Here is a 17,480-nt window from a genome sequence, read left to right on the forward strand (position 1 = left end):
ATCGTGGTGATTGACTGTTTACACCACACGGTATTGCTGAATCATTTGTAGAATATTTTATCTCAAAATGTAAATTTGTTATATTTATTATTGTTTAAAGAATAAAAAATTGTTTATTTGTCCTGTAACCGCTCCTCTTCTCTCTACCGTTCCCGCTTCTTGCCTGGTAGTAACCTCTACTTATGCCGCACCCACATGGAACGCTACAGACACTACACGGATTCCTCACGCGTTGCCCTGCTACTGGCTGACGTACTGCTCATTTATGGCGCCTTTCGTCTGGCTGGCCGTATCTGCCTCGACAATTGGTCTTTCGCCAATTACTACCCGTACTTCTTCGTCATTTTCGTGCTGCTCTGGTGGATTTTGTCCGGGCAGTACGCCAATATCTACCGCGTCGACCGGCTCATCACGTATCCGGAGAAGCTGCTGTATCTGATCCGGACTTTTCTGCTGCACGCTGCCATTGTATTGCTGGCCGTAGTAGCTGGCCAAATGAAGTGGCCACCGGCGCAGTATCTGTTTTCGGTGTACAGCCTCTCAATGATTGGAGTAGTGTCGGGGCGCTTCCTGATTACGTTTCTCAACCGTGCTTACTACCAGCATGTTGCGAAGGCCAGCAGCCGCTTCGTGATTGTGGGTACCAGTGAAAGCAGCCAGGAACTTTACCATTTTCTGGCTTCCCACGACCCGGTTGGCAACAGGTTTATGGGCTTCTTCTCCGACGAGCCGGCTTCCCCCGGCCTGAAGCCGATGCTGCGCGGAAGAATAGCTGAGCTGCAGGACTATTGCCTGCGCGAGGAAGTAAACGACATCTATTTCACGCTGCCGCTGGACCGCCGGCAGCTTATCGAAGAAATATCTCAATTCGCCGACGAGCATTTTCTGGCATTTCGCATTGTGCCGGACTTCAAGGGCACTATGCGCAAAGACGTGAACGTGTATTTCTATGACCACCTGCCCATCCTGACCATCCGGCACGAGCCTTTGGGTATCCGTACCAATCAGGTGCTCAAGCGCCTCTTCGATATTGCGTTTGCCGGGCTGGTGATTACGCTGGCTTTCCCAGTGATTATGCCGCTGCTGGCCCTTATCATCAAGCTGGATTCGCCAGGGCCGGTGTTTTTCAAGCAGATGCGCCCTGGCAAGCGCAACCAGTTGTTTCCGTGCTACAAGCTGCGCACCATGCGCACCGACCACGGCCGCACCGAGCTGCAGGCCACCAAAAACGACGTGCGCGTGACCCGGGTGGGCCAGTATCTGCGCAAGTACAACCTCGACGAGCTGCCGCAGTTTTTCAATGTGCTGCTCGGCCATATGTCGGTGGTAGGGCCGCGCCCCAACATGATTTCGCAGCTGGAAGAATACAGCAAGCACATCCGCACCTATCAGTTGCGCCACGCCGTCACGCCCGGCATCACGGGCTACGCGCAGGTGAACGGCTACCGCGGCGAAACCCGGGAGGCCGGCACCATGGAAAAGCGCGTGGAATACGACCTGAAATACGTGGAAAACTGGTCGTTTGGGCTGGATCTGAAAATTATCGGGCAAACCGTCTGGAACATGGTGCGCGGCGAGAAAAACGCCTACTAAACGTCGCCTGGTCCGGTAGTTACGCTACTTCTCCTTTATAGAGTGCATCAGAATGCTTCCTAAACGCTACGTGCTGGACTCGCGCATCTCTACCGGCACGGCCCCGGAGTTTGTGGATGCCATTCTGCGGCTGGGAGAAGCGCGCTGTTCGGCGTACGTCTGCTTTACCAACGTGCACATGCTGGTGGAAGCTCACTCAAATCCCGGCTTCCAGCAGGTGCTGAACCATGCCGCCATTGCAGCCCCGGATGGCAGTCCGGTGGCGGCGGCGGTTGGCTGGTTCAACCGGGGGCAGCGGCAGGAGCGGGTAGCCGGTATGGACCTGCTGCCCGCCCTGCTCGCCGAAGCCGCCCGGCGGCAGCAGTCGGTGTATTTCTACGGCACTACCGAGCAGGTGCTGGAGGCTATTGTGGCCCGGGCCCGGCACGAGCTGCCCGGCCTGCGCGTAGCCGGCACCTACGCCCCGCCGTTTCGGCCTCTCTCGCCCGAAGAAGACGAGGCCGCAGTAGCAGCTATCAACGCCGCCGACCCTGATCTGCTGTTTGTAGCCCTGGGGTGTCCGCGCCAGGAAAACTGGATGGCCAGCCATCGGGGGCGCATCCGGGCCTGTATGCTGGGAGTGGGCCAGGCCTTTCACGTATATGCCGGGCTGGAGCGCCGCCTGCCGGTGTGGGCGCGGCGCTTATGGCTGGAGTGGGCCTACCGGCTTTGGCTGGAACCCCAGCGGCTCTGGCGCCGCTACCTCACCACCAATACTCGCTTCGTGTATTTCGTGCTGCGCCGCGCTATAGCCCAATACGCGGGCCGACCCCATCACCAGCGAATAGTAGTATAGTTTTTAAAATAAATAATAATTTTTATTGATATTATTATAGTAATTGCTATCTTTCGTTAGCCCAAAGTAAAAGGGCCGCCAATAGCACAGCCTCTGATCAGGAAGTAGAGTTTTCTTCGGTCTTGTTCCCCTCAATTTTTTTGTACGTATGAAAGCGGTAATTCTGGCGGGGGGCTATGGCACCCGCATAAGCGAAGAAAGCGGCGTGCGGCCCAAGCCCATGGTAGAAATAGGCGGCAAGCCTATTCTGTGGCACATCATGAAAATCTATGCCCACCACGGCATCCGCGACTTTGTGATTTGCTGCGGATATAAGGGGCACATGATCAAACAGTACTTTTCCGATTACTTCCTGCACAACGCCGACGTCACGTTTCGGATGGACCGCAACGAGATGCAGGTGCACCGCAACAACACCGAGCCCTGGAACGTGACGCTGGTAGATACCGGCCAGGAAACAATGACCGGCGGCCGCCTGCGCCGCGTGCGCGAGTACCTCGACGACAGCACGTTCTGCCTGACCTATGGCGATGGAGTAGGGGACGTAAATATCCGGGAGGCCATCCGCTACCACCGGCAGCAGGGCACATTGGCCACCCTCACGGCCGTGCGCCAGCCCGGCCGGTTCGGGGTGTTCAACCTGCACGACCATTCCGGGCAGGTTGAAAGCTTCACCGAGAAGCCCGAAGGCACCGAAACGCCCTGGATTAACGGCGGCTTCTTCGTGCTGGAGCCGGCGGTGCTGGACTACATCGACAGCGACGACACCATGTGGGAAAAAGCGCCGCTGGAGCGCCTCGCTACAGAAGGGCAGCTGGCCGCCTTCCGGCATACCGGCTTCTGGCAGCCCATGGATACCCTGCGCGACCGAAACATGCTGGAAGAGCTCTGGCAGAAAGGCCAGGCGCAGTGGAAAGTATGGGGCACTGCCCCCGAGAGTACCGCGCCCGACCCCGTGCTGGCCGAAATTCTGGCCACGCCCGTGCTGGCACCCGCCGGCCAGCGGGTGGCCGCGCCCACCATTATGCCGGCCGGCTAAATCCACTCTTTTCCTGCTGTAAGAAGTCCGGCTCAGCCCCGCAACGGAGGCTGCTGGGGCAGTCCATGTTCTTTCCGGTAGCAGGCGCTACCCACAATCTACTTCCCGAAGTCTTATGAACCGCATCCTCATTACTGGCAACATGGGCTACGTCGGGCCCGGCGTTGTGCGGCACCTGCGCCAGCAGTTTCCTCAGGCCGAGCTGATTGGCTACGACATGGGTTTTTTCGCGCACTGCCTGACCGGCGCCGCACGGCTGCCGGAGTCGCGGCTGGACCGGCAGATTTTCGGGGATGTACGCCACCTGCCCACCGACATGCTGCAGGGCGTGGATGCCATTGTGCACCTCTCGGCCATCAGCAACGACCCCATGGGCCAGACCTACGAGGACGTAACGATGGAAGTAAACCACCGGGCCGGCATCTGGCTGGCGCGCCGGGCCAAAGCCGCGGGCGTGCGGACCTTTGTGTTTGCCAGCTCCTGCAGCATCTACGGCGCCGGCGGCGAAGGTGCCAAAACCGAAACGTCGCAGGTGAACCCGCTTACGGCCTATGCCCGCTCCAAAGTGATGAGCGAGCAGGACCTCAGCACACTCGCCGACAACGACTTCTGCGTGACCTGCCTGCGCTTTGCTACGGCCTGCGGCTGGAGCGACCGGCTGCGCCTGGACCTGGTGGTGAATGATTTTGTGGCGGGCGCCGTAGCATCCGGCAACATCACCATTCTGAGCGACGGCACTCCCTGGCGGCCGCTGATTCATGTGCAGGACATGGCCCGTGCCATAGAATGGGCCCTGCACCGCCCTGCCAGCCACGGCGGCGCGTTCCTGGCCATCAATACCGGCTGCGACGCCTGGAACTACCAGGTGCGCGACTTAGCCCACGCCATTGCTGAAATCATTCCGGGAACTGAGGTGAGCCTGAACGCCGCCGCGCCGCCCGACAAACGCTCCTACCGCGTCGATTTCAGCCTGTACCGCGACCTGGCTCCGGAGCATCAGCCGCTGCGCACCCTGCGCGACACTATCAGCGAGCTGCGCGACGGCCTGCTGGCTATGAACTTCCGCGACGCCTCGTTCCGCTCGTCGCAGCTGATGCGCCTGCGCGTGCTGACCAGCCTGCGCGAGTCCGGCGAGCTGACCGATGACCTGACCTGGGCGCAACCGGCTACCGTGCCGGCCGCAGTGCCCGCCGCCGTGCTCGTCTAGCCGTTTCTGCCTCTCTTCTCTCCACCGTACGCCTACCTGCTTAATGACCTCCCGTATGATTTTCACCGAAACCGAACTGCCCGGCGCCTTCATCATTGATGTAGAACGCATGTCTGATGAGCGGGGATTTTTCGCCCGTTCCTGGTGCGAAGATGAGTTTGCGGCTCACGGCATTCTGATGCCCCCTTTGCAGGCCAACGTTTCTTCCAATCCGAAGAAGGGCACGTTGCGCGGCATGCACTTTCAGCTGGCACCCCACGAGGAAACCAAGCTGGTGCGCTGCACCCGCGGCGCTGTCTACGATGTAATTGTGGACCTGCGCGAAGAGTCGCCGACCTATGGGCAGTGGCTGGGCGTGGAGTTGACGGCCGACTCGTTCCGGATGCTGTTCGTGCCGGCGCGCTTCGCCCACGGCTTCCTGACCCTCACCGACGACTCCGACGTGTGCTACCAGGTGTCGGCCAAATATGCGCCCGGTTCGGAGCGGGGGCTGCGCTGGGACGATCCGGCCATTGGCATCAAGTGGCCCATGAAGCCGGTGCTGATATCGGAGAAGGACCGCAGCCACCCGGAATTTCGCCTCCGGGTGCCAGCCGAGCAGGTCGAGAGCTGAGGCGCTGCTGACTGCTGTAGTGCGCGGGGCGGCCTTGCCTCGTGGCTGGTTCCACTTCCCAACTAACGCAACGTATGATTCTCATTGATAAAGCACTGGAAAAGCGGCAGCGCGACGGCAACCCCATTCGGGTAGGCATGATTGGCGCGGGGTTTATGGCCCGGGGCGTAGCCCGCCAGATCTGCTGCTATGTGCCCGGCATGGAGCTGGTGGCCATTGCCAACCGCACGCCCGAGCGCGCCCGGGCCATCTATGCCGAAGCCGGCGTGACGGCAGTGCACGAAGTAGCCTCGGTAGCGCAGCTGGAAACCTGCATTGCGCTGGGCCAGCCGGCCATCACCGACGATGCGCTGCTGCTGAGCCGCGCCGCCGGAATCGACGCCATTATTGAAGTAACCGGCGCCGTGGAGCACGGTGCCCATGTAGTGCTGGAAGCCATCCGGCACGGCAAGCACATTATTCTGCTCAATGCCGAACTGGACGGCACGGTAGGCCCTATTCTGAAAGTGTACGCCGACCAGGCCGGCGTGGTCTACTCCGTGGCCGATGGCGACCAGCCGGGCGTAACGCTCAATCTGGCGCGTTTCGTGAAGGGGCTGGGCGTAACGCCGGTGCTGTGCGGCAACATCAAAGGCCTGCACGACCCGTACCGCAACCCCACCACGCAGGAAGGCTTTGCGCGGCAATGGGGCCAGAACCCGAGCATGGTAACCAGCTTCGCCGATGGCAGCAAAATCAGCTTTGAGCAGGCCGTAATTGCGAATGCGCTGGACATGCGCGTGGCGCGGCGCGGTATGCTGGGGCCCACTGTAGAGCCGGGTACGCCCATCAGCAAAGCTGCCGAGTGGTACCCGCAGGAGCTGCTGCTGAGTGGCGGCCCTGGCATTGTCGATTACGTAGTGGGCGCCGAGCCCGGCCCCGGCGTGTTTGTGCTGGGCACCATCGATGACGCGGTGCAGCAACACTACCTCAAGCTCTATAAGCTGGGGCCCGGGCCACTCTACTGCTTCTACACGCCCTATCACCTCTGCCACTTCGAAACGCCGACTACCGTAGCCCGCGCCGTGCTGTTTCAGGATGCGGCGCTGGCCCCGGCCGGCCCCATGCGCGTGGAAGTCGTGACGGCCGCCAAAATACCGCTCTTCGCCGGGCAGGTGCTCGATGGTATCGGGCACTACCACACCTACGGGCTGGCCGAGAATGCCGACGTTACGCAGCGCGAAAACCTGCTTCCTATCGGGGTGGCCGAAGGCTGCACGCTCCGCCACGATGTGGAGCGCGACCAGGTGCTAACCTACGACGACGTTATGCTACCCGAAGGCCGCCTCATCGACCGGCTGCGCGCCGAGCAGGCAGCGCACTTCCAAACTCCGCTCTTCACTTTCCCCGTTCCCTTGCTTGCCGAACCTCCTACTTTGCTGCGTTGAGGAATCTGCGCTGCAGTTTCGTCCCGTTTTCTACCCAACCACATGTACGCCCTGTCCGCTCCCAGTACGGCTGCCCTCTCTGAGGGAACGGCCGTAGAATGTACTCCCGCGCCCCGCGCCAGCCGGCCTAAGCCAGTTGAGCCCCCGGCCAGCCCCTGCCGCTTCTGCGGTGCCCCCCTCGACGTGACATTTGTGAACCTGGGGACCTCGCCGCTGTGCCAGCACCATGTGCGGCCCCACCAATACAACCACGCCGAAGCCTTCTATCCGCTGCATGCGCGTGTATGCCGGGCGTGCTTCCTGGTGCAACTGGATAAGTTCGTTACCTCAGAGCAGATTTTCCAGGACGACTACGCCTATTTCTCTTCGTATTCGGCCTCCTGGCTCCGCCATGCCAGCCGCTACACCGACATGGCAACTGCCCGCTTCGAGCTTGATGCCGACAGCCAGGTTGTGGAAGTAGCGTCCAATGACGGGTACCTGCTGCAGTATTTCGTGGCAAAAGGCATTCCGGTGCTGGGAATAGAGCCCGCCCGAAATGTGGCCGAAGTGGCCCGGGGCAAGGGCATCGATACGCTGGGGCGGTTCTTTGGGTGCGAAACGGCGCAATATGTAGCCGCTACCACCGGCCAGGCCGATTTGCTGCTCGGCAACAACGTGCTGGCTCACGTGCCCGATATCAACGACTTTGTGGCGGGTATGAAGCTGCTGCTCAAGCCTGAGGGTGTGATAACCATGGAGTTTCCGCATCTGCTGCGCCTGATGGAAGGCAACCAGTTCGACACCATCTACCACGAGCATTTCAGCTACCTGTCGTTCTACACCGTGGAGCTCATTTTTGCCCATCACGGCCTCACGCTCTTTGATGTCGAAGAACTTTCTACGCATGGCGGCTCGCTCCGCATCTTCGCCCGCCACACCGGCGCGGCAGGCTGGCCCGTGAGCGAGCGGGTAATGGAGCTGCGCGCACGGGAGGTGCAGGACGGTATCACAAGCCTGGCTTCCTATGCTGACTTCGAGGAGAAGGCCAAGGAAACCAAGCGCAAGCTGCTGGAATTTCTGATAGACGCTAAGCGCCGGGGCAAAACGGTGGTGGGGTACGGGGCTCCCGGCAAAGGCAATACCCTGCTCAATTATTGCGGTATTCACACTGATTTCCTGGACTATACGGTAGATGTAAGCCCGCACAAGCAGGGCAATTTCCTGCCCGGTACCCGCATTCCTATCTGCCACCCCGACCTGATCTTCGAAACCCGGCCCGACTACGTGCTCATTCTGCCCTGGAACCTGCGGGAGGAAATAATGGAGCAGATGGCCGGCATTCGGAAATGGGGCGGCCGGTTTGTGGTGCCCATTCCGGAAGTGCTCATCTACGCCTGAACCCGAGTTAGGCTGCTACTCCGGCACACGCAAGCACCCCAATTCTTCCTCTGAACTGCCTCAGATTCAGCAGATGCCACACCTCACCACTCCAGAAGCTCCGGCAGCCTTGTCTGCTAGCCTGCAAACAGGCGCTCAGCTGCATGCGCTGCTGGAGCGGCTGTTTCCCATCTGCCGCAGCATCACCGGCGACGGGGTGCGCCAGACGCTGGCCGTGGTGCAGGAATATCTGCCTGATCTGCAGGTCCATGAAGTGCCCAGCGGCACCCCCGTGCTCGACTGGACAGTGCCCGCCGAGTGGAACATCCGGGATGCCTGGGTGAAAAATGCTGCCGGCGAGCGGGTCATCGACTTTCAGCAGCACAGCCTGCATGTGCTGGGCTACAGCACCCCGGTGCGGGGCTGGTTTTCGCGGCAGGAACTGGAGCAGCACTTGTTTTCGCTGCCCGAGCAGCCCACCCTGATTCCGTACCGCACCAGCTACTACCAGCCGGGCTGGGGCTTCTGCCTTAGCCACGAAGCCCGGCTGGCCTTGTCCGATGAATACTACGAAGTGTGCATCGACAGCACCCTCGACGAGCACGGCTCCCTGACTTATGGAGAACTGGTGCTGCCGGCGACGGTGGCAAGGGAAGAAGCCGCTGGGGAAGTGCTGCTCTCGTGCCACTGCTGCCATCCGTCGCTGGCCAACGACAATCTGTCGGGGCTGGTGGTAGCCGTGGCGCTGGCCGGGTACCTGGCCCGGCAGCCGCGCCGCTACGCCTACCGCTTCGTGTTTGGGCCGGGCACTATCGGCAGCATTACGTGGCTGGCCCGCAACCCAGAGGCCGTGGCCCGCATCCGGCACGGGCTGGTGCTGACACTGTTGGGCGGGCCGGGAGATTTCACCTACAAGCAAAGCCGCCGCGGCACTGCCGCCACGGACCAGGCCGTGGCCCTGGCCCTGCGCGATAGGGCCGCTGCGCACCACATACGGCCGTGGCTGCCCTACGGCTATGATGAGCGCCAGTACTGTTCGCCGGGGTTCAATCTGCCGGTAGGCTGCCTGTCGCGCACGCCCTTTGGCGAGTTTGCGGAGTACCATACCTCTGCCGACAATCCGTCCTTTGTCCGGCCCGGGCAGCTGCAGCAAGCCCTGGAGCTGGTGCAGCAGATTTGCCGGGTTTTTGAGCACAACCGAACCTACCGCAACCTCAGGCCCTACGGCGAGCCGCAGCTGGGCCGCCGGGGGCTGTACAAAGGAGTGGGGGGCGGCTCTGAGGGCCAGCAGTGGCAGATGGCCCTGCTCTGGGTGCTGAGTCTGTCTGACGGCGAGCATAGTTTGCCAGCCGTAGCCGAGCAGTCGGGCCTGCCTTTCGAACTGCTGCACCGCGCCGCCCAGTCCCTGGCTGCCACCGATTTGCTGGAGCCGGTTTAGGCTTCGTTTCACTTGCGCCACGCGCCTGACCTATGAAAACCGAACTGCCACTCACCGCCGACTTTCAGCCTCCATCGGTACTGCCAGCGGAGCCGGATTTTTCGGGCTCGGTGGCGCTGGGCGCCCGTTTCCATGCCGCCATACCGGGTGGGGCGCACACCTACGCCAAAGGCGACGACCAGTTTCCCGAACAGATGGCGCCCTACATCGTGCGGGGTGCCGGCTGCCGCGTCTGGGACGTAGATGGCAACGAGTTCATAGAGTTTGGGGCCGGACTGCGCTCCGTAACTCTGGGCCATGCGTATGCGCCGGTGGTGGCGGCCGCGCGGCAGCAGCTGGAACTGGGCGTGAATTTTGGGCGGCCGGCGGTGCTGGAGCTGGAAACAGCCGAAGAGTTTCTCGACTTCACGCGGGCCGGCGACATGGTGAAATTCGCTAAAAACGGCTCCGATGCCACCAGCGCCGCCGTGAAGCTGGCCCGCGCCTACACTGGCCGCAGCCTGGTAGCCATCTGCCACGACCACCCGTTTTTCTCCGTCGATGATTGGTTTATCGGGACTACGCCGCTACGCGCGGGCATTCCGGCAGCCATCAGCAGCCTGACCGTCAGCTTTTTCTACAACAATCTGGCTAGCGCCGAAGCACTGTTTGCCCATTATCCTAGCCAGATAGCCTGCCTGCTGCTGGAAGTGGAGAAAGACGTGCCCCCGGCCCCCGGCTTTCTGCAGGGCCTGCGCCGCCTCTGCGACCGGGAAGGCGCAGTTCTCATCTTCGACGAAATCATCACCGGGTTTCGCTGGCACAACCAAGGGGCGCAGGCCTGCTACGGGGTTCGCCCAGACCTGAGCACCTGGGGCAAAGCCCTGGCCAACGGCTTCAGCCTGGCGGCCCTTTCCGGCCGGCGCGAACTGATGGAACGCGGCGGCCTGCACCACCCGCACGACCGGGTGTTCCTGCTTTCCACCACGTACGGCGCCGAAACCCACGCCCTGGCTGCTGCCCGCGCCGTGCTGCACGAATACCAGACACAGCCCGTGGTAGATGCGCTATGGCAGACGGGCCGGCAATTGGCGGAAGGCCTGCGCCAGGCGGCGCAGGAGCAGGGAGTGGCGGAGCAAGTACAGGCCGTCGGCCAGCCCTGCTGCCTCGTCTACACCACCCGCGCCGCCGATGGACAGCATTCGGCGGCCTTCAGGACGCTGTTTCTGCAGGAAACGCTCCGGCGCGGCCTGCTGATGCCTTCGCTCATCGTCAACTATTCCCACACGCCGGCCGTCATCAACGAAGTGCTGGAGCGGCTCTACGATGTGCTGGGAGTGTACCGGCGTGCCCTCGAAGACGGCGTGGAGCAGTATCTGCGCGGCGCTCCGGTAAAATCGGTATACCGCCCCCGAAACTAACGGCGCGGTCAGAGCAGTCTGGCTCACTTTTTCTGCGGTGGTGCACTTGTTGGCCCTCCGCTTCTACGTACTAATACCTCCGGCTTCTATGCTACGCATCCTGCTCATCCACAACTTCTACCAGCAGCCCGGCGGCGAAGATGCCGTGTTTCGGGCCGAGTGTGCGTTGCTGCGGGCAAATGGCCATGCAGTCGAGACACTGGAATTTCATAATACCGATATAGAAACCGGCGCGCTGGGCAAGCTGCGGGCGGGGCTGCTGGGCTTCTACAACCCGGGTAGCGCCCGCCGCCTGCGAACGGCTGTTGCGGCGTTTCGGCCCGATGTCATTCATATCCACAATCTGTTTCCGGTAGGTTCCCCAGCCCTTTTGTGGGCTGCCCACGCGGCCGGCGTACCCGTCGTGATGACCTTGCACAACTACCGGCTCATCTGTCCCGGCGCGTTGCTTTACACCGATGGCAAGCTGTATGAGGCCAGCGTGCACCGGCTGTTTCCGTGGGATGCCGTTCGGCGTAAACTCTACCGCAACTCGGCAGTGCAGACGGCAGCGGTGGCCGCCATTACGGGGCTGCACAAGCTGCTGGGCACCTGGCGCTGGGGCGTGCGCCGCTATATCACGCTCACGCAGTTTGCCCGGCAGCGCTACCTCGATTCGTCGCTGCGGCTACGGCCGGAGCAGGTAGTGTATAAGTCTAATTTCCTGGTTGAGCCAGCGCCGGTGGCTTCTGCTGCCCGGCGGGCGAATCATTTGCTGTTTGTGGGCCGGCTCTCCCCGGAAAAGGGGCTGCACACCCTGCTGGCCGCCGCCGCCGCGCATGCGCTACCTCTGGTAGTGGTAGGCGACGGCCCCCTGCTCGCCGAAGTAGAAGCATGCGCCGCCGCTACTCCTTCGGTGCAGTATGCCGGCCCCGCCGATGCCGCCGGCGTGGCAGCGGCTATGCGCCACTGCCGGGCGCTGGTGATGCCGTCGGAGTGCGTGGAAGGCATGCCCATGGTTGTGCTGGAGGCGTTTGCTGCGGGCACGCCGGTGCTGGCAGCCCGGCGGGGTGGCCCCGGCGAAATGGTCAAGCCGGGCAGTAATGGCCTGTTGTTTGAGCCCGGCGACGCGGAAGGCCTTGCCCAGGCCGCTCATTCCCTGCTAGCTGATGCCGAGCTGGCCCGCCGGCTGGGCGAAGGTGGGCGCGCCAGCTATGAGGCGCTGTATACGCCCGCCCGCAACTATGCCCGCCTGCTCAGTATCTACCAGGAAGCAGTAGCAGAAGCGGCCGGCTCCGGTGCCCTGGCCGACACGGCCCACCGGCCGCTACAGCCAAATGTGGCGGTAGAGGCCCGCGTGCTGAACTGAAACCACCGCAAGACCCATCAGCAGCAGTTCACAGACAAGCGTCAGCAGGTGAGCATGATTAAATGAATAGTATTTTCATTAAAATTTAACAAGAAAAAATATGATTAAAATAGCATTAATGTCCGCAGGAAGAAGTAAGTTTAATCTCACTGCGGCTTCTCTCTGATTTCTGGTTTGCAGCGGCTTGTAAAATCTCAACAGATTCCCACTTTTCTTCAAGGCTTTGCCCCATGGAAACTTTAGCTTATCCGCCAGCGCCGGTAGTTGCCCGCCCGGCCACTTCGCAGCCACCCACCGACACGCTGCCCCGACCCGCCCGCCGGCGGCTACTCCACCTGCTGTGGGAGCTGCGCTACTCCGGCGCCGAGGTGATGGTGTATGACGCCAAAGAGTACTTTGAGTCGCAGGGGGTGTATGGGTCTATTGTGGCGCGGGGGCCTGAGTTCGGGCCCTATGCTCCCACGCTGGCTCGAGCAGGCTACCCTGTGGAGCACCTGCCGGCCCGCCGGAATCTGGGTTCGTTCATTGAGCTGTATCAGTATCTGCGCAAGCACCCCGCCGATATAGTGCATTTGCACCTGGAGGGCCTGTTTATCTGGCATTGCCTGGCAATCCGGCTAGCTTTCCCCAAGGCCCGCATTGTGCACACCCACCACGATGTATACTTCCAGTATCCGCCTTATCTGCGGCTCAAGCGCACGTTTCACCGCTGGCTGGCTACCAAATTGGGCGTGCGGCACGTGAGCATCGGCGAGTCGGTGCAGACTGTGGAGCGGGAGCATTTCCGCAACGATACCACCATTGTCTACAACTGGATTGACGAAAACGAATTCCGGCCGCCAACCCCGGGGCAGATAGCCGCGGCCCGCCAGGAAATTGGTATTGCGCCGGATGCCTTTGTGGTGCTGACAGTGGGCACCTGCAACGACAAGAAGTGTCACAACGAAATATTTGAGGCGGTGGCCCGCGTGAAAGACCAAATCCCCAACCTGGTTTTTCTGCACCGCGGCACCGGCGACAACCTGCCCCAGGAGCGCGACTACGTGAAGCGGCTGGGCATCGAGCGGCACGTGCTGTTTCTCGACTACATCGACTACCTGCCCAAAGTGTTCTGGGCCTCCGATGGCTTCATCTTCTCCTCGCACTGGGAAGGGCTGGGCAACGTAATTCTACAGGCCATTGCCTGCAAAGTGCCCGTCATTCTTTACCAGGGATGGGGCATGAACGATTTCCGGCCCGCTGACCCCGCCGATACCTACGGCTATTGGATCAACCCGGATACTGAGCGGTTTGATGAAGCCCTACTCGACCTGCACGCCCGCAAGCAGGATGGCCGAATCGAGGATTGGCGGGAAAAAGCCTATGCTTTCTACCGGAGGAAGTTCTCCGCCAAAAAGTCGCTGGCCAGGATGGTGGAGCAGTATCTGGGCGAGTAAGACGGCCGGTCAGGCAACAAAAAAGCCCGGCCATAGGGCCGGGCTCTTGTTGAAAGGAAGCAAGTCAGGAATTACTGGCCTGCACCCGTAGGAGCGGGCGTGGTAGCCGCGGTGCGGTTGCCCGCAGTCGAGTGGATTTCCAGGCCCGAAAGGTTAGCGTCGCTGCCCGAAGAGGTAACAGAGATAGTACCATTGGTAACCGTGGTCTGGAACGGACCTACCTTAGCCCAGGTGCCGGCCGAGCCGCTGTTGCGGTTCGTAACCACACGCTGCCCATTCAGCGACAGGCTGAACGTAACCGGGTGGTTGTCTTCCCACACGTACATGTACACGTCGTAGGTGCCGTTCGGTACCGCCGTCATCTGCACGTTCAGGCTGTTGCTCCACACCGAAGAGCGGATCATGTTGGCGCGGGTAGCGTCGGTGGCTGGCGTCAGGGTCACGTTGTTGTTCGAGAACTGGTTGCCGTTGATGATGCGGAAGTTGGCCGCATTGGCCGCACCTTCCCAGTTCTTGCCGTCCAGTGTCGTGTTGCCGCCACCCAGGTTAATGGCCCGGTAGAACGATGCGCTGGCTACAGGAGCCGTTACTGTCAGGCTCACAGCTGCCGAAGTCGTGCTGGCCGCACTGTTATCGGTAGCCTTGGCCGTCAGAGAGTAGGAGCCGGCTGCTACGTTGTTCCAGGTGAAGGTGTACGGAGCGCTGGTGTCTTCGCCGAGCTTGGTCGAGCCCTGGTAGAACTCTACTTTGCTCACCGTACCATCCGCGTCCGAAGCCGTTGCCGTCAGCGTTACGCTGCCACCAGCCGTCAGAGTTGCGGCCGAAGCGGCCAGCTGGACGCGCGGTGCCACGTTGGCGGCCGGAGCCGTGCCAGCCGCCCGGATTTCCAGGCCCGAGAGGTTCAGGTCGCCGCCGGTAGCCGTGAGCTGCAGCTGGCCGTTAGATGCTACCGTAGCCGCAAACGGACCGATACGCTGCCAGCTGCCGGCCGCGCCGGTGTTGAAGGTAGATACACGCTGCCCCTGCAGGTTCAGGTTGACGGTGCCCGCAAAGTTGTCTTCCCACACATAAGCGTACACATTGTACTGGCCGGCCGGTACGTTGCTCACCGTCAGCTGCAGGTTGCTGTTGAAGATGGAGGAGCGGATCATGTTGGCGCGGGCTGCATCCGTTGCGGGGTTCAGCGTCACGTTCTGGTTAGCGAAGCGCTGGCCGTTGTGCGTAATGTTCGGCGCGTTGTCGCCTTCCCAGCTGTTGCCGTCAATCGTAGCCGCGCTGCCATTAAAGTTGATGGCGCGGTACAGAGCACCGCTGGCCAGCGGTGGAGTTACCGTCGGGTTGGTGGGCGTGGTAGGCGTAGTGGGGGTGGTAGGCGTGGTCGTGCCGCCGCCACTCACCCGGATGCCGGCACCAGCCGGAGCCGGATAGCTGGCCGTAATCGACTGGTCGCCCCAGCTGTTGCTGTTCTCCACCATGTTGGTGGTGTTCAGCGTCCAGAAGGGGTTCTGCTGGCCGGCGCTGTTCACCCAGTTCACCTTGTTGCCGGTTACGGTCGGGTTTTCCACGATGCGCGGACCGCCCCACAGGTAGATGCCCACGTTCGTGAAGCTCTGCTGACGACCAAACACCACGTTGTTGATGATTTTGTTGTTGGTGCCGCCGGTGTTGGCAATACCATACTGGCCCGGGTTGATAACCACGTTGTTCTCAATCGTGCAGTACGAACCGCCCGTGTCACCGACCAGGATGCCGCCGCCCGATGCGCTGGGGCCGCCACCATTGATGTAGTTGTTGCGGATGAGCAGCGGGCTGCTGGGCGTGCCGCTGGTCATGAACATGTTGATGCCGTCCTCGGGGTTGCTCTGGCCGGCCACGTTCACACCGTGGTTATACTCGATGATGTTGCCGGCGCCGGAGCAGTTGTTGAACTGCACAAACTGGCCACGGGCATCCGCCATGCTCATGTTCCTGAAGCTGTTGTGGCGAATAACCAGGCCACCCGTACCGTTCTGGGCGTAGATACCCCCGATCAGGTTCTCGAAGTAAGAGTCTTCGATGGTGATGTTGGAGCAGTTGTACAAGTCAATGCCCAGTTTCTGACCGTTGCGCATCGAAACGCGCCGGATAGTAATGTTGGAGCAGTTCGTGAGCTTAATAGCTGGCTCCGAGGCAAAGTTGGTAATCACCAGGTTTTCAATCACCCGGTTGCTCTGGCCATCCAGCCGAATAGGAGCACTGGGCGAGAGGCCTGTCAGACCACCGTCTGACTGAGCGTGAGCACAAAATGTGGTGAAAAAGATCAGCACAACCAACGACACGTATGTCTGCACAGTAGCAGACAATCCAAACTTCTTTTTCTTCAGCATTTGCACTTTTTAAGTGGTGAAAGAGCGTAAAGGGGTTTTGACTAAGGCAAAGTTAAGCAGAAAAAACTCAAATGAATATTAGGTGAGTATTCATTGAAGTGGCCTAACTGCATGCTATAGCCATACATATAGAAAGTGTATAAAAGTTCGGATGTTAGAAAAGTTATGTAATGAGAGTGGATTTGGCGTGTGTAGTGCATTTTAACAAATTGAACTTTTGCGCTCAGATAGTTGAAATATATTTTGCTGAATTTGGAGTAAAGTCAGGAAGCTCGTCGGAAGGGTGAATTATAGGGGGTAATGTTTTGAAAAAGATGAGGTTGTATCCAATTCCTGTTGCCACTGAAAGGAGACGGTGCAGGAAGCCAAAATTTTGTAACTGTCTCACTTATAGCTTCCGGCGAATTGTCGCGAATTACTCCGAAAAATGCCGCTGATTCTGCCCGTCGTTCTATCCGCAGCGCACGTTGCCGAACTGCTGACTTGCCGGGGCGGGTGTTACTTCAGAAAGTAGCCCACCAGTCGCCGCGAATATCCGGTGAGCAGGCAGAGCGGCAAGTCGCGGGGCGGGCAGTTGCGCCGGGCAAAAGCCGTGAAGTCGCGCAGGTTGGCGCCCCCCCGAATGCTGAACAGGTGCTGGTAGTAGTTGCGCAGGCTGCGCTGGTCGCGGTTGCGCTGGTCGCCGCTTTCATCCGGGTAGGTGCCCAGGCAGGCGTCGAAGTTCAGGTACACCTCAAACCCGGCCAGCCGCGCCTGATGCGTAAAATCGTAGTCGGCGTAGTAGTGGGGCAGAATATCGGCGGCGAACAATCCGATACGCTCAAATACCGCCCTCGGAATGAGCAAACCCCGACCCGGCAGGCACTCGGTGGGCCACTGGCCCTGGCGCTGCGCGGGGGGCACATCATCGAGCAGGCGCCGGAAGCTGCCGGTGCGCCAGTTCAGCCAGCCGCCCGCGTATACCGGCTGCCGGGTGCGCGCGTCCAACTCAAAAGCGCCGTATAGCGCCGGGGGCCGGCTGTTGGCGGCTTCCAGCATCCGGGCCACGAAGTCGGGGTAGGCCACCACGTCGTTGTTCATGGTCATCAGCCAGCTGGCGCCCTGGCTGAGGGCATGGCGCAGGCCCAGGTTCACGCCGGCCGTCCAGAACAGGGAGCCGGTGCCCGGCAGCACCGTTACTTCGGGGTAATCGGTGGCCAGCGCTTCGGCCGTGCCATCGGTGGAGCCGTCATCCACGACGATTACCCGGAAGCTCTGTTCCGTTTGGGCCCGCAAGGAATCCAGGCAGGCCCGGGTGTAGGCAAGCCGGTTGAAAACAGGAATAACAATGCAGAGCATACCAAGTAGCGAGAAGAAGTGGTGCCGCCGGCTGGTTGTGGCGTCGGCAGGGGAGGGCGTCGTGAGGAGATGCCAGCCTGC

The 17,480-nt window shown here is 60.9% G+C and carries 13 protein-coding genes; 11 read left to right on the forward strand and 2 right to left on the reverse strand.

Features of this window, described 5'->3' with window-relative positions; all coding sequences use genetic code 11:
* Positions 1-195 precede the first annotated feature (195 nt).
* From BUE15_RS08640 to BUE15_RS08690, 11 genes are all read left to right on the forward strand, one after another.
* Positions 196-1,593: an undecaprenyl-phosphate glucose phosphotransferase gene (locus tag BUE15_RS08640; RefSeq protein WP_073283258.1), complete on the forward strand. Its 1,398-nt coding sequence runs from the start codon at positions 196-198 to the stop codon at positions 1,591-1,593.
* A gap of 52 nt (positions 1,594-1,645) precedes the next feature.
* On the forward strand, positions 1,646-2,428 hold the full coding sequence (locus BUE15_RS08645) for a WecB/TagA/CpsF family glycosyltransferase (protein ID WP_073283261.1): 783 nt from the start codon (positions 1,646-1,648) through the stop codon (positions 2,426-2,428).
* A 148-nt stretch (positions 2,429-2,576) separates the two neighbouring features.
* Complete coding sequence (gene rfbF, locus BUE15_RS08650) at positions 2,577-3,467, forward strand: glucose-1-phosphate cytidylyltransferase (RefSeq protein WP_084548924.1); 891 nt, start codon at positions 2,577-2,579, stop codon at positions 3,465-3,467.
* Positions 3,468-3,582: 115 nt separating this feature from the next.
* Positions 3,583-4,674: an NAD-dependent epimerase/dehydratase family protein gene (locus tag BUE15_RS08655; protein ID WP_073283264.1), complete on the forward strand. Its 1,092-nt coding sequence runs from the start codon at positions 3,583-3,585 to the stop codon at positions 4,672-4,674.
* Between the two features lie 55 nt (positions 4,675-4,729).
* Positions 4,730-5,287, forward strand: a complete 558-nt coding sequence (rfbC, locus tag BUE15_RS08660) for a dTDP-4-dehydrorhamnose 3,5-epimerase (protein WP_073283435.1) — start codon at positions 4,730-4,732, stop codon at positions 5,285-5,287.
* A 74-nt stretch (positions 5,288-5,361) separates the two neighbouring features.
* The gene (locus BUE15_RS08665; RefSeq protein WP_073283266.1) at positions 5,362-6,714 is read left to right on the forward strand and encodes an NAD(P)H-dependent oxidoreductase; all 1,353 of its coding nucleotides are present in this window, start codon (positions 5,362-5,364) and stop codon (positions 6,712-6,714) included.
* 42 nt (positions 6,715-6,756) lie between these two features.
* A complete protein-coding gene (locus BUE15_RS08670) occupies positions 6,757-8,094 on the forward strand; it encodes a class I SAM-dependent methyltransferase (protein WP_084548925.1) in 1,338 nt (445 codons plus the stop codon).
* Positions 8,095-8,167: 73 nt separating this feature from the next.
* The gene (locus BUE15_RS08675) at positions 8,168-9,511 is read left to right on the forward strand and encodes a DUF4910 domain-containing protein (RefSeq protein ID WP_073283272.1); all 1,344 of its coding nucleotides are present in this window, start codon (positions 8,168-8,170) and stop codon (positions 9,509-9,511) included.
* Between the two features lie 32 nt (positions 9,512-9,543).
* Positions 9,544-10,911, forward strand: coding sequence for a glutamate-1-semialdehyde 2,1-aminomutase (locus BUE15_RS08680; protein ID WP_084548926.1), 1,368 nt, complete (start codon positions 9,544-9,546; stop codon positions 10,909-10,911).
* An 88-nt stretch (positions 10,912-10,999) separates the two neighbouring features.
* Positions 11,000-12,259 (forward strand): glycosyltransferase family 4 protein, encoded by a 1,260-nt coding sequence (locus tag BUE15_RS08685; protein WP_073283275.1) that lies wholly within the window; start codon positions 11,000-11,002, stop codon positions 12,257-12,259.
* 230 nt (positions 12,260-12,489) lie between these two features.
* Positions 12,490-13,695, forward strand: a complete 1,206-nt coding sequence (locus tag BUE15_RS08690) for a glycosyltransferase family 4 protein (protein WP_073283278.1) — start codon at positions 12,490-12,492, stop codon at positions 13,693-13,695.
* A 71-nt stretch (positions 13,696-13,766) separates the two neighbouring features.
* On the opposite strand, the gene BUE15_RS08695 is transcribed toward BUE15_RS08690, so the two are convergent.
* Positions 13,767-16,061 (reverse strand): Ig-like domain-containing protein, encoded by a 2,295-nt coding sequence (locus tag BUE15_RS08695; protein ID WP_073283280.1) that lies wholly within the window; start codon positions 16,059-16,061, stop codon positions 13,767-13,769.
* 498 nt (positions 16,062-16,559) lie between these two features.
* Positions 16,560-17,399: a glycosyltransferase family 2 protein gene (locus tag BUE15_RS08700; RefSeq protein ID WP_073283283.1), complete on the reverse strand. Its 840-nt coding sequence runs from the start codon at positions 17,397-17,399 to the stop codon at positions 16,560-16,562.
* Positions 17,400-17,480: the final 81 nt, after the last annotated feature.

This window comes from Hymenobacter psychrotolerans DSM 18569 (assembly GCF_900142395.1).
In the GTDB taxonomy this organism is placed as follows: Bacteria; Bacteroidota; Bacteroidia; order Cytophagales; family Hymenobacteraceae; genus Hymenobacter; species Hymenobacter psychrotolerans.